This window comes from Cupriavidus taiwanensis (genome assembly GCF_900250075.1).
Lineage (GTDB): Bacteria > Pseudomonadota > Gammaproteobacteria > Burkholderiales > Burkholderiaceae > Cupriavidus > Cupriavidus taiwanensis_C.
The window spans coordinates 127,986-140,078 of record NZ_LT977071.1 but is presented as its reverse complement, the minus strand read 5'-3'; the positions used below and the strand labels follow the sequence as shown (position 1 = coordinate 140,078).

Below are 12,093 nucleotides of genomic sequence, written 5' to 3'. Positions count from 1 at the left end.
TCGCCTCTGGCTTTCCAACTCCCGCTTGCGTACTCCCTCTCCCGCTTGCGGGAGAGGGTTGGGGAGAGGGCGTGAGCGTCAGACGAAGTCGCGCCCGCGGTATGCCACCGCCTGCCCTCTCCCCCGGCCCCTCTCCCGCGAGCGGGAGAGGGGAGAAACCACCAAGCCTTTCTGACAGGCACAAGACCACCAAACCAGGAGACACCAACATGCTGCTGAAAGACAAGATCGTCATCGTATCCGGCATCGGCCCCGGCCTGGGCATCAAGCTGGCGGTGGAAGCGGCGCGCGAAGGCGCCCGCGCCGTGGCCATCGCAGCGCGCACCGAGGCAAAGCTGGAGGAAGCCCAGGCCCGCATCGATGCCCTCGGCGCCGATTGCGAGGTGCTGAAGGTGGTGACCGATATCACCGACCGCGCCCAGTCGCGCCACCTTGCCCACGAGACCCTGCGCCGCTTCGGCCGCATCGACGCGCTGGTCAACAGCGCCTTCCAGCACGGCAATTTCCCCGAGCCGGTGGAAGCGGCCGACCTGGACGTCTGGCGCCAGGTGTTCGACACCAATGTCTTCGGCACCATGACGCTGACGCAGGAAGTGGCGGCGCTGATGAAGCCGCAGGGCGGCGGCGCCATCGTGATGATCAACACCCAGGCCACGCGCAAGCCGATGCCGGGCGAATCCGGCTACGCCGCATCCAAGGGGGCGCTGGCGGTGGCGGTCAAGTACCTGGCGCGCGAGCTGGGGCCGCATGGCATCCGTGCCAACAGCATCTTCATGGGCTGGATGTGGGGCGCGCCGGTGCAGGGCTATGTGCGCCACGCCGCCGCCGAGCAGGGCGTGAGCGAAGACACGGTGATCGCGCCGGTGACCGCACAGATCGCGCTGGGCCGCATGCCGACCGACGACGACTGCGCGCGCGCTGCGCTGTTTCTCGTGTCAGACTACGCCAGGGCCATCACCGGCGCCTCGCTGGACGCCAATGGTGGCGATTTCATGCCCTGAGCCCACAGCACCGCATGCCATGACAAGCTACTTTGCCTTCAACGGCGACGCCGACGGCCTGTGCGCGCTGCAGCAGCTGCGCCTGGCCGGTGGTTCGCACGCCAGCGACGCCACGCTGGTTACCGGCGTCAAGCGTGATATCCGGCTGCTCGAGCGCATCGAGGCCCGTGCCGGCGATACCGTGACCGCGCTCGACATCTCGCTCGACCAGAACCGCGATGGCCTGCTGCGGCTGCTCGACGCCGGGGTGGAGGTGGACTACTTCGACCACCACCACGCCGGCAACGTGCCCTCGCATGCCGGCCTGCGCGCGCATATCGACGAGGCGGCGCAGGTCTGCACCAGCATCCTGGTCGACCGCCACCTGGGCGGGCGCCACCGGCGCTGGGCGGTCACCGCCGCCTTTGGCGACAACCTCGGCGAGGTGGCGCGCGCGATGGCGGCGCAACTCCGCCTGGACCCGGGCCAGACCGCGGTGCTGGAACGGCTCGGCACCTGCCTGAACTACAACGCGTACGGCGAGTGCGTGGCCGACCTGCATTGCGACCCCGCCGCGCTGGCACAGCACATGCTGCCGTTTGCCGACCCGCTGGACTTCGCCGCGCAGTGCGCCACCTACACCCTGCTGTGCGAGGGCTACGAGGACGACATGGCCCGGGCGCGCCGCCTTTCGCCCATGCATGAGGTGCCCGGCGCCGCGCTGCTGGTGCTGCCCGACGCGCCGTGGGCACGGCGCGCGATCGGCGTGCTCGCCAACGAGCTGGTGCGCGGGCGTCCCGGCGATGCCATCGGCCTGCTGTCGCCCCGCTCCGGCGGCGGCTTTGCGGTCAGCGTGCGGGTGCCGGCGCACAGTGCCACCGGCGCGGCGGATTTCTGCCGCGGCTTCGACACCGGCGGCGGCCGGCGCCTGGCCGGCGGCATCAACCACCTGCCCGACGCCGACGTGGAGCGCTTCACGCGCAGCTTTGCCGACTGCTTCGGCCAGTCATGCTGAGCCGTCCAAAAGGCGAGGCGCTGCGATAAGCCACAGTCGTTCGCGCGCGGCGGGAATCCAGCGTTTTTGTTTCTGGCCTGCGGACGGACAAGGCACTGGGTCCCCGCCTTCGCGGGGACGACGGACAAGGCTATGCCGCTCAGCCGGGCGGGACAAACTCCGTCACCTCCAGGTCGAAGCCGGTGACCGCGCGGTAAGGTACCGGATGGCTCAGCAGGCGCAGCTTGTGCGCGCCCACGTCGCGCAGGATCTGCGCGCCGACGCCGAGCGCGCGCTGCGCGAAGGCCGGCGCCGGCGCGGCGGCGGCCGGCGCGCTCAGCCGGTCCAGCCGCTGCTGCGGCGACTCGCGCTCATCCAGCAGCACCAGCACGCCGCAACCCTCGGCGCCGATCCGCTCCAGCGAGCGCTCCAGGTTCCATGCCGGCTGCGCGGGCGTGCCGAAGGCCAGCACGTCGCGCTGCATCTCCACTGCCTGCACCCGCGTCAGCACCGGCGTGTGCGGGTCGGGCTGGCCCAGCACCAGCGCCAGATGCAGCGCATCCACCGGCGCGTCATGGTAGGCGTGCACGGTGAAGCGCCCGAACGGCGTGGCCAGTTCGGTCGAGCGGGTGCGGCGCAGCGCGCCCTCGGTCAGCAGGCGGTGGTGGATCAGCGCGCTGACCGACACCGCCGGCAGCCGGTGGCGATGGGCGAAATCCAGCAGGGCCGGTCCGCGCATCAGCTCGCCGTCGTCGTCGAGCACCAGCGCATAGGCCCCGGCCGCCACGCGCCCGACCAGCCGGGGCAGGTCGGAACAGGCTTCGGCAAAGCCGGCGCGGCGCAGCACCCCGTCCGGCTGCGCCACCACCGGGAAGACATGGCCAGGCTGGACCAGGTCCTGCGGCCGGGCGCGCGGCGCCGCCGCAACGCGCAGGGTCAGCGCGCGGTCGGCGGCGGAGATGCCGGTGCTGACGCCGCTGGCGGCCTCGATCGACACGGTGTAGCGCTCGCGCTGGCGCTGGCTTGCGGCCATCGGCGGCAGCTGCAGCAGCGCCCGGCGCGCCTCGGTGATGGCCATGCACACCAGGCCGCGCGCCTCGGCGGCCATGAAGTTGACGTCGGCCTCGGTGGCGCGCTCGGCGGCCACCAGCACGCAGCCGGTGGCTTCCGCGCTCTCGTCTTCGAGCACCACCACGCGCTCGCCCGCAGCCAGCGCTGCCAGCACTTCGGCCATCGGCGCCAGCAGGTTGGCCGTGCTCATGCTGCCTCCTGCCGGCTGCTTGCGCCGAAGGCCTGGCGCAGCGACGCGGCGGCCGCGTCCAGCACATGGCTGGCGGCATCCATCACCCCTTGCATGCTGGCGAAGCCATGGATCTGGCCGGGCCAGCGGCGCACGGCCGCATTGCCGCCGGCGCGCTGCAGCGCCTCGCCGTAGGCCTCGCCCTGGTCGCGCAGCGGATCGAATTCGGCGGTGATGATGGTGGCCGGCGGCAGGCCGCGCAGGTCGCGCTGTTGCAGCGGGCTGGCGCGGACATCGCCGGCGTCGGCGGGCGTGGCCAGGTACTGGGCGCGATACCACGCCAGTTCCGCGGCGCTGAGGAAATAGCCCTGCGCGCATTCGCGATAGCTGGCACTGCTCGTTGCGGCATCGCTGCAGTCCAGCCAGGGATAGAGCAGCAGCTGGTGCCGCAGCGAAATGCCGCTGCCGCGCAGCTGCTGGCACGCCACGGCGGCCAGGTTGCCGCCGGCGCTGTCGCCGGCGACAGCCAGCCGGGATGGGTCGGCACCGAGTTGCGCCGCATGCGCCGAGGCCCAGCGTACCGCGGCGACGGCGTCGTCGGCGGCGGCCGGGAAGCGCGCCTCCGGCGCGAGGCGGTAGTCGACCGACAGCACCAGCGCGCCGCTGCGGCGCGCCAGGCTGCGGCAGATGTTGTCGTGCGAATCGAGGCCACAGAGCACGAAGCCGCCGCCGTGGAAATAGATGACTAGCGGCAGCGCAGCGTTGCCGTCGGCCTCGGTGGGCGCATGGGGCCGGTACAGGCGCGCCTGCAGCGGACCGGCCGGCCCGTCGAAAGTGAGGTCTTGCTGCGCGGCGACGGCATCGCCTGGCGCGAAGCCGGGCATGGCCGCCAGCGCGGCGCGGTAGTCGGGGGCGCGCAGCGTGGAGAAGTCGGGGCTGGGCATGGCGGCCATGGCATCGAGCATGGCACGGGCCTGGGGATCGAGCGGCATGGTGTCTCCTGGACGGCTGTCGAAATCAAACCTGCATCGCAAACGACGGCGCGCTGCCGGCGGCAATGCCCTGCGCGCGCGCCAGCGCCGCGTGCGCGGCCTGTTCGTGCGGCAGGATCCAGAACTGGCCGGCCGATACGCCGTCGAGGATCACGCGCGCGGCCTGGTCCGGCGTCAGGCCGGCGGCGATGCCGGTGCGCAGCGCGCCGTTCATCTGGTGCACCTCCTGCGGCGCGGCGCCGTCCAGGTCCGCTGCGATGCCGGTGGCAACCGGACCCGGGCACACGACCGACACCTTGATCGGCAGGCCTGCCGCCTGCAGCTCCAGCGCCAGCCCTTCGCTCAACGCCACTACGCCCTGCTTGGACAGCGTGTAGGGTGCCAGCCACGGGCCGACCGCAAGTCCCGCCATCGACGCCACGTTGACGATATGGCCCGAACCCTGCGCCGCCATGCGCGGCACGAAGCAGCGCAGCGCATGCAGCACGCTCCACAGGTTGACGCGCATCACCTTGTCGAACACTTCGGGGGGCAGTTCCCAGCAGCGGCCGGTCGCGAGGATGCCGGCGTTGTTGAACAGCAGGTCGATACGGCCCAGTTGCCGGAAGCTCTCGTCGCACAGGTGCGCGATCTGCCGCGCGTCGCAGACGTCGGTGGGCACGGCGACGGCGGTTGCGCCGTCGCGGGCCAGCGCCGCGCGTGCCGCTTCGAGCGCCTGGGCATCGATATCGGCCAGCGCCAGCGCATAGCCTTGCGCGGCCAGCGCCTTTGCCAGCCCCAGCCCGATGCCGCCGGCCGCGCCGGTGATGACTGCGGCCTGCTGCCGCGGATTTGCCGCCATGGTGGAAGTCTCCTGAAAACCGCGGCGTCGATCGCCGCGCATGGCTCCTTGTAGCCGCGGCGCCGCGCGCGGGCATCGTCTGTTTGGGTGGGATGCCGCTGCGCTACCGGTTGCATAGGGGTTTGCCCTTGGCGAGCGGGCATGGGTCTGTCCTTAGTCTGTTTGGAGTATGTGTTTGCGCCGCCGCCGCGTGACGATGGGCCTGTCCCGCGGGACTAGTCCGGCCAGCGTGTGCGGCCAGCATGTGCGGCCGGGCTGCCTAGGGCAAACCATGAAGGCGGGGGGCAAGCCGCGGCCCCTTTGCCGTCCCTATAATCGGGGCACAAAAAAAGGGCCACAGAGCCCCACAAGCCAGCGGCCCGGCTCGTCCGGAGCGCTGCGCACGCCACAATGGAGACAGAGGAAATGCTGATGGAGGTTAGCCAGAGCCAGGCGGCCGCACACCTGTTCGCGCAGGCGACGGTGTCGCTGTCGGAGTTCAGCGCACTGCTGGGCAATATCTACCAGGGCCCGATGGAGCAGGTGCCATGGGGCAAGGCGCTGGAGCAGATCCGGCGCCAGCTCAATGCCAATTACGCCACGCTGATCCTGCGCTCGCCGGCCACGGACCGTCCCGGGCTGATGATCAACGCCTCCGAGCATGGCTCGACGCTGCCGGGCGAGACCTCCTACAACAACTACTACTACGCGCTGGACCCGTTCATCGGGCTGCCGTCGGACCGCGTGGTGACGATCGACGAGCACCTGGGGCACGGCGTGTGGTGCAAGAGCGAGCTGTACCTGCAGTTCCTCAAGGACGTCGGCATCCGCTATATCCTCGGCGCCGACCTGCGCACCGACGACGGCGTGGAATGCCGCTTCCGCGTGTGCCGCGACCATGACGGTCCGGATTTCTCCGCCGCGGACAAGGCGCTGTGCACCTCGCTGCTGCCGCACCTGAAGCGCGCGGTGGACCTGCATTCGCGCCTGGACGTGGTCGAGTCCGAACGTACCGTCTACGCCAGCGCCATCGACCGCATGCTGGTCGGCATGGTGATCCTGGACGAGTCGGGCACCATCATCAAGACCAATGCCGCCGCCGACGAGATCCTCGGCGCCAAGGACGGCATCCGTGTCGCCAAGGGCGGGCTCGATGTCGAGTACGGCCAGGAAAACCGCAAGTTCCAGCGCCTGCTGCGCCAGGCCATGATGGGCCACCTCGGCACCGCGCCGGCGCTGATGGAAGCGATGTCGATCACGCGCCCGTCCGGCAGCGCCAGGCTGGGCGTGCTGATCCGCACCATCCCGCTGAGCGAGTGGTCCGAGGACAACCGCAAGCGCCCCGCCTGCGTGGTCTTTATCCGCGACCCCGAGCGCCGCTCGCAGGCCTCGCACGACGTGGTGCGCCAGCTGTTCGACTTCACCCCCGCCGAGACGCAGCTGGCGCTGCAGCTGGCCAACGGCCTGACGCTCGATGAAGCCGCGGACGAACTCGGCATCAGCAAGAACACGGCGCGCGCGCACCTGCGCGCGATCTTCTCCAAGACCGGCGTGACCCGCCAGGCCACGCTGGTGCGCATGCTGCTGAGCAGCGTGATTTCGCTGGGCTAAGGCAAGACGTCAGGGCTTTGCGCTGAGCACCAGCGCAAAGCCCTCGGGGGCGCGCAATACCGCGCGCGTCTCGTGCGGCCCCTGCGTCGCGGGCTGCGCCACCGTGGCGCCAGCTGCCACCAGCCGCGCCATCGCCGCGGCAATATCGTCCCCCTCATCCACCTTGAAGGCCAGCGCCGGCTGGTCCACCAGCCGTTCCTCGCCGGCCACCAGCGCCAGCGTCAGCGCGCCCGCATCGAGCGCGCAATAGCGGTCGCCATCACGGAACTTCACCGGCAGTCCCAGTGCTTGGGTGAAGAACGGCAACGCGGCGTCGATGTCCGCAACGGGGTAAAGCAGCAGCCTGGCTTGCATGGTGTCGGTTCCTTTCGATCAGCGCGGGCGGTATGCCCGGTGCCCATGATAGGGACGCGCCCGGCGCGGCTCATAATCCAATCAGACGATGTTGCGACGTCTTGCGCCGACCACACTGCGATCACGCAGGCCGCTTCCGGCCCAAGGCGCAGCGCCTCGCAGTGCCCCGGATGCGGTCTTGTACCGACAAAGCGAGAGGGGACTGCAATGCGTTTTTCGTTGATCTATGAAGCCCAGACCGTCGATGCCTCGCGCGCCGGCGACCACAAGGTGTTCGATGAAATCATGGAACAGGTGGTGCTGGCCGAGGACATGGGCTTCGACGTGGTCTGGGCGGTCGAGCACACCGCGCTGACCAACTACGCGCACATGAGCGCGCCGGAGACGTTCCTGGCCTTCGTCGCCGGACGCACGCAGCGCATCGGCATCGGCCACGGCGTGGTGTGCCTGCCCCCGGCAATGAATCATCCGGTGAAGGTGGCCGAGCGCATCGCCACGCTCGACATCCTGTCGGGCGGCCGCGTGCACTTCGGCGTGGGCAAGGGCGGCACCCAGCAGGAGGCCGGCACCTTCGGCTACGACCTCAATACCCTGCACCCGATGATCGACGAGTCGATGTACCTGATCCCGAAGATCCTAACGCAGGACGAGATCGAGCACGACGGCGAGTTCATCAAGATCCCGCGCCGCCCGATCCACCCGAAGCCGCGCCAGGACCCGCACCCGCTGATGTACCTGGCCTGCACCAACGCCGACACGCTGCAGCGCGCCGGCGCGCGCGGCATGGGCGCGCTGGTGCTGGGCTTCGGCGGCCCCGAGGATGTCGCCAAGAAAAACGAGATCTACCGCGCCGCGTGGGAAACGCGCAAGCCGGAAGACCAGGTGGGCTTCCGCCCGCACCAGCACCTGGCGGCGCTGTGCCCGACCATCGTGCTGGAAGACGGCCTGGCCGCGCGCAAGATCGGCATCAAGGGGCAGCGCTATTTCATGGAGTCGCTGTCGTACTGGTATGCCGGCGGCGAGCGTCCCGATCCGTCGGCGTGGGACGACGAGCATGTCACGGCCACCGATGCGCAGGGCAAGGCGGTGATCAACACGAAGTTCGCGTCGGAGAAGGTATCGGTGGACTTCAGCGATCCGTCGATGATGATGCTGAACCCCAACCACGCCTACGGCACGGTGGAGGACTGCATCGGCTACGTGCAGCGGCTGATCGATGCGGGCGCCGATGAAATCCTGTTTATCTGCCAGATGGGCACGGTGCCGCAATGGGCGCAGCTGGAGACCATCCGCAATATCGGCGAACACGTGATTCCGCATTTCCGCAAGCAGGGCAGGAAGCTGCGGGCGCTGGCTTGATTCGTGGAGGCGTTTGGCTTGCCGCGGGTTTGCTCCCCTCTCCCGCTTGCGGGAGAGGGGCGGGGGTGAGGGCCGGCGCAACCACGAAGTCGCACATACGAGTCCGCGATAACAGCTAGTCCCAACAGACGATGGCACGCCGCCGCGCCGGTGCAAACATCGATGCCAGCCACAAAACCAGGCACAACAAGGAGACCGCGGTGCATCACGACAACCATCCCAAGGAACTGGCCGCGCGCCTGATCGCGCGTGCCGAGCAGATGATCCCGGCGCTGGCCCAGCGCGCCGCGCAGGCCGAGGCCGACGGGCGCATCCCCGCCGAGACCATTGCCGAGATGCAGGCCGCGGGCTTCTTCAAGGTGCTGCAGCCGCGCCGCCACGGCGGCTACGAGCTGGACCCGCAAACCTTCTTCCGCATCCAGATGGCGCTGGCCCGCGGCTGCATGTCCACCGCCTGGGTCTACGGCGTGGTCGGCGTGCACAACTGGCAGCTGGCGCTGTTCGACGAACGCGCGCAACAGGAAGTGTGGGGCAACGATCCCGCCACGCTGATCGCCTCGACCTACATGCCGGTCGGCAAGGTCACGCCGGTGGAGGGCGGCTACCGCTTCTCCGGCCACTGGAAGTTCTCCAGCGGCAGCGAGCTGTGCGACTGGATCTTCCTGGGCGGCCTGGTGCCCCCCGCCGAGCCGGGCGGCGCCTATGACTACCGCACCTTCCTGCTGCCGCGCTCGGACTACAAGATCGTGCGCAACTGGGACGTGCTGGGCCTGCGCGCCACCGGCAGCCACGACATCGTGGTCGACGACGTGTTCGTGCCCGACTACCGCACCCACCGCGCCGTCGACGGCGCCATGGGCACCAGCCCGGGGCTGGCCGTCAATGACGTGCCGCTGTACCGGCTGCCGTTCGCGCAGATCTTCGTGCGCGCGGTCTGCACCGCCTGCATCGGCGCGCTGGAAGGCACGCTGGACGACTTCGTCGCCTATGCCGACGGCCGCGTCAGCAGCAACGGCGGCGGCAAGACCGCGGAAGACGGCGGCGCGCAGATGGCGTGCGCCAGCGCGCAAGTGGCCATCGACGAGATGCGGACCATCCTGGAGCGCAACTTCGACGAGCTGCTGGCCGTGGCGCGCGACGGCGGCCAGGTCGAGACCCCGCGACGCCTGCATTTCCGCTTCCAGTCCGCGCAGGTGGCGCAGCGCTGCGCGGAGCTGGCCAACGGCCTGTTGCGCTACGCCGGCGGCAACGGCATCTACCGCAGCAACCCGATGGTGCGCCGCTTCCTCGACCTGCACGCGGCGCGCGCCCACTATGCCAACAACCTGGACCGCTTCGGCCAGAACCTGGGTGGCGTGATGATGGGCCGCGCCAATACGGACTTCTTTATCTGAGCCGCACCGGCACGAGGACCCAACATGAGCCAGAGCAGAGCGCGCATGCAGCCGGGAGAATTTGACGTGGTGGTGGTTGGCTCCGGCGCCGGCGGCATGCTGGCCGCCTGCCGCGCCGCCGACCGCGGCCTGTCGGCGGTGGTGCTGGAGAAGAGCAGCCAGTACGGCGGCACCTCGGCGGTGTCCGGCGGCGGTATCTGGATTCCACTGAACCACCATATCGCGCCGGCGGGCGGGCAGGACGACTACGCCAGCGCGCTGGAATACGTGCTGGCCTGCACCGGCGAGCACGGCGACCCGCAGCGCATCCGCGCCTACCTCGAACAGGCGCCGCGCATGCTGCAATACCTGGAGCAGCGGGCCGGCGTGCACTACTACACGCTGCCGCGCTATGCCGATTACTTCCAGAAACTGCCGGGGGCGATGCCGGGCTACCGCGCACTCGACCCGATGCCGTTCGACGGCGCGCAGCTGCGCGAGGAGTTCTACCGGCTGCGTCCGCCCTCGCCGGGCACGCTGGTCGGTGGCCGCGTGGCCGTCACCTCCGGCGAGGCGCACGCGCTGCTGTGCCGGTCGCCCGGCTGGTTCGGGCTGGCGCTGCGCCAGTTCGCGCGCTACTGGCTCGACCTGGGCTGGCGCCGCAAGACCCGGCGCGACCGCCGCCTCACGCTCGGCAACAGCCTGGTCGGCGGCCTGCGGCGCGCGATGATGGATCGCGCGATCCCGCTGTGGCTCGATACCGCGTTGCAGGACCTGATCATCGAGGACGGCGCCGTGCGCGGCGTGCGCGCCGTGCAGGACGGACGCGTGGTGGAGATCCGCGCGCTGCGCGGCGTGATCCTCGCCGCCGGCGGCTTCGAGCGCAACCAGGCCATGCGCGAACAATACCTGCCGCAGCCCACCCGTGCTGCGTGGAGCGCGACGCCGCCGAACAATACCGGCGACGCCATCCGCGCCGCGCAGGCGGCCGGCGCCGACGTGGCGCTGATGTCCCACGTCTGGGGCGCGCCCACGGTGCAGGTGCAGGGCGAAGAGAAACAGCGCGCGTTGTTTATCGAGCGCGCCATGCCGGGCTGCCTGGTGGTGAACGGACAGGGCCGGCGCTTCGTCAACGAGGCCGCGCCGTATTCCGAGTTCGTGCCCGCGATGTACCGCGACCACGAGCGGACCGGATGCAGCGTGCCGGCCTGGATGGTGTTCGATGCCACCTTCCGCCACAAGTACCCGTGCGGGCCGATCCTGCCCGGCTCGGTAATGCCGGACCGCAGCATCCCGGCCAGCCTGTCGGGCATCCTGGTGCGCGCCGACACGCTGGCGCAGCTGGCGCAGAAGATCGGCGTGGATGCCGATGGCCTCGCCGCCAGCGTCGCGCGCATGAACGACTACGCCGCCACCGGCGTGGACGCGGAGTTCGGCAAGGGCGACAACCTGTTCGACACCTACTACAGCGACCCCGCGGTACGGCCCAACCCCTGCCTGGCGCCGATCGGCAAGGCGCCGTTCTACGCGGTGCGGCTCGATGCCGGCGATATCGGCACCAAGGGCGGGCTGGTCACCGACGCCAGCGCGCGCGTGCTGCGCGCGGACGGCAGCGCCATCGCCGGCCTGTTTGCCATCGGCAATACCAGCGCGTCGATGATGGGCACCAGCTATCCCGGCGCCGGCTCCACGCTGGGCCCGGCAATGACCTTCGGCATGATCGCCGCGGACGTGATCTCGCAGCATGCGCGGCAACCCCCCGCCACGCACCCCGCTCAACCAGTACAGGAGGCTCTATGAGCGCCAGACCCCAATCCAGTGCGGATGCCAGCGCAGATTCCGGCGCTGCATCCGGTGGCGCGCTGCGCGATGACATGCTCAAGGCGATGCGCCGCATGGCGCGCTCCGTCGCCGTGATCAGCTGCCGCCACGGCGAGCGCCGCTATTCGATGTCGGTGACCGCGGTCGATTCGCTGTCCGCCGATCCGCCCTCGCTGCTGATCTGCATCAACCGCAATTCGTCGATCTACCCGCCGCTCGATGACGGCGCGGACTTCTGCATCAACCTGCTCGCCGCCGACCATCGCGATATCGCGGTCGATTGCAGCGGCCGGCTCAAGGGCGAAGCGCGCTTCACCAGCGGCGAGTGGGAAGACGACCTGTTGGGCGTGCCGTCCCTGCGCGATGCCCAGGCCAACCTGATCTGCCAGCAGGACGGCCGCTTCGACTACGGTACCCATGCGGTCTTTATCGGCCGGCTGCGCGAGGTCAGGCTGGCCGGCGAGGTCTCGCCGCTGGTCTACGTCGACGGCGCCTATACCACGTCCGCGCCGCTGGGCGCGCTGTGTTCAGCCTGACCTGGAGCAAGCG

The 12,093-nt window shown here is 70.0% G+C and carries 11 protein-coding genes; 7 read left to right on the top strand and 4 right to left on the bottom strand.

Going from position 1 to position 12,093, the window contains the following annotated elements; translation table 11 throughout:
* Nucleotides 1-209 precede the first annotated feature (209 nt).
* Together CBM2588_RS17075 and CBM2588_RS17070 are read left to right on the top strand one after the other, a co-directional pair.
* On the top strand, nt 210-1,001 hold the full coding sequence (locus tag CBM2588_RS17075) for an SDR family oxidoreductase (RefSeq protein ID WP_115681625.1): 792 nt from the start codon (nt 210-212) through the stop codon (nt 999-1,001).
* A gap of 19 nt (nt 1,002-1,020) precedes the next feature.
* Nucleotides 1,021-1,995, top strand: a complete 975-nt coding sequence (locus tag CBM2588_RS17070; RefSeq protein ID WP_115681624.1) for an acetyltransferase — start codon at nt 1,021-1,023, stop codon at nt 1,993-1,995.
* A 139-nt stretch (nt 1,996-2,134) separates the two neighbouring features.
* On the opposite strand, the gene CBM2588_RS17065 is transcribed toward CBM2588_RS17070, so the two are convergent.
* The 3 genes from CBM2588_RS17065 to CBM2588_RS17055 are packed head-to-tail and all read right to left on the bottom strand — an operon-like array spanning nt 2,135 to nt 5,047.
* Nucleotides 2,135-3,235: a 3,4-dihydroxy-2-butanone-4-phosphate synthase gene (locus CBM2588_RS17065; RefSeq protein ID WP_115681623.1), complete on the bottom strand. Its 1,101-nt coding sequence runs from the start codon at nt 3,233-3,235 to the stop codon at nt 2,135-2,137.
* Nucleotides 3,232-4,206: an alpha/beta hydrolase gene (locus CBM2588_RS17060; RefSeq protein ID WP_115681622.1), complete on the bottom strand. Its 975-nt coding sequence runs from the start codon at nt 4,204-4,206 to the stop codon at nt 3,232-3,234. The genes CBM2588_RS17065 and CBM2588_RS17060 overlap by 4 nt, the downstream gene beginning before the upstream one ends.
* Nucleotides 4,207-4,231: 25 nt before the next feature.
* Nucleotides 4,232-5,047, bottom strand: a complete 816-nt coding sequence (locus CBM2588_RS17055) for an SDR family NAD(P)-dependent oxidoreductase (protein ID WP_115681621.1) — start codon at nt 5,045-5,047, stop codon at nt 4,232-4,234.
* Nucleotides 5,048-5,452: 405 nt separating this feature from the next.
* On the opposite strand from CBM2588_RS17055, the gene CBM2588_RS17050 reads away from it, so the two are divergent.
* Complete coding sequence (locus CBM2588_RS17050) at nt 5,453-6,637, top strand: helix-turn-helix transcriptional regulator (protein ID WP_025583301.1); 1,185 nt, start codon at nt 5,453-5,455, stop codon at nt 6,635-6,637.
* Nucleotides 6,638-6,646: 9 nt separating this feature from the next.
* On the opposite strand, the gene CBM2588_RS17045 is transcribed toward CBM2588_RS17050, so the two are convergent.
* Nucleotides 6,647-6,991, bottom strand: a complete 345-nt coding sequence (locus CBM2588_RS17045) for a VOC family protein (RefSeq protein WP_115681620.1) — start codon at nt 6,989-6,991, stop codon at nt 6,647-6,649.
* A gap of 207 nt (nt 6,992-7,198) precedes the next feature.
* Here CBM2588_RS17045 and CBM2588_RS17040 point away from each other — a divergent pair, with 207 nt between their 5' ends.
* The 4 genes from CBM2588_RS17040 (at nt 7,199) to CBM2588_RS17025 (ending at nt 12,080) form a co-directional block, all read left to right on the top strand.
* Nucleotides 7,199-8,350, top strand: coding sequence for an LLM class flavin-dependent oxidoreductase (locus CBM2588_RS17040; RefSeq protein WP_115681619.1), 1,152 nt, complete (start codon nt 7,199-7,201; stop codon nt 8,348-8,350).
* 200 nt (nt 8,351-8,550) lie between these two features.
* Nucleotides 8,551-9,744: a flavin-dependent monooxygenase gene (locus CBM2588_RS17035; RefSeq protein WP_115683631.1), complete on the top strand. Its 1,194-nt coding sequence runs from the start codon at nt 8,551-8,553 to the stop codon at nt 9,742-9,744.
* Between the two features lie 24 nt (nt 9,745-9,768).
* Nucleotides 9,769-11,523 (top strand): FAD-dependent oxidoreductase, encoded by a 1,755-nt coding sequence (locus tag CBM2588_RS17030; protein WP_115681618.1) that lies wholly within the window; start codon nt 9,769-9,771, stop codon nt 11,521-11,523.
* The gene (locus CBM2588_RS17025; RefSeq protein ID WP_115681617.1) at nt 11,520-12,080 is read left to right on the top strand and encodes a flavin reductase family protein; all 561 of its coding nucleotides are present in this window, start codon (nt 11,520-11,522) and stop codon (nt 12,078-12,080) included. The genes CBM2588_RS17030 and CBM2588_RS17025 overlap by 4 nt, the downstream gene beginning before the upstream one ends.
* The last annotated feature ends 13 nt before the right edge of the window (nt 12,081-12,093 follow it).

What these genes read in the sequence shown, in the direction of transcription:
- CBM2588_RS17060 (WP_115681622.1), bottom strand. Translation starts at nt 4,206, where the DNA reads ATGCCGCTCGATCCCCAGGCCCGTGCCATGCTCGATGCCATGGCCGCC.
- CBM2588_RS17075 (WP_115681625.1), top strand. Translation starts at nt 210, where the DNA reads ATGCTGCTGAAAGACAAGATCGTCATCGTATCCGGCATCGGCCCCGGC.
- CBM2588_RS17030 (WP_115681618.1), top strand. Translation starts at nt 9,769, where the DNA reads ATGAGCCAGAGCAGAGCGCGCATGCAGCCGGGAGAATTTGACGTGGTG.
- CBM2588_RS17025 (WP_115681617.1), top strand. Translation starts at nt 11,520, where the DNA reads ATGAGCGCCAGACCCCAATCCAGTGCGGATGCCAGCGCAGATTCCGGC.
- CBM2588_RS17040 (WP_115681619.1), top strand. Translation starts at nt 7,199, where the DNA reads ATGCGTTTTTCGTTGATCTATGAAGCCCAGACCGTCGATGCCTCGCGC.
- CBM2588_RS17070 (WP_115681624.1), top strand. Translation starts at nt 1,021, where the DNA reads ATGACAAGCTACTTTGCCTTCAACGGCGACGCCGACGGCCTGTGCGCG.
- CBM2588_RS17055 (WP_115681621.1), bottom strand. Translation starts at nt 5,047, where the DNA reads ATGGCGGCAAATCCGCGGCAGCAGGCCGCAGTCATCACCGGCGCGGCC.
- CBM2588_RS17045 (WP_115681620.1), bottom strand. Translation starts at nt 6,991, where the DNA reads ATGCAAGCCAGGCTGCTGCTTTACCCCGTTGCGGACATCGACGCCGCG.
- CBM2588_RS17050 (WP_025583301.1), top strand. Translation starts at nt 5,453, where the DNA reads ATGCTGATGGAGGTTAGCCAGAGCCAGGCGGCCGCACACCTGTTCGCG.
- CBM2588_RS17065 (WP_115681623.1), bottom strand. Translation starts at nt 3,235, where the DNA reads ATGAGCACGGCCAACCTGCTGGCGCCGATGGCCGAAGTGCTGGCAGCG.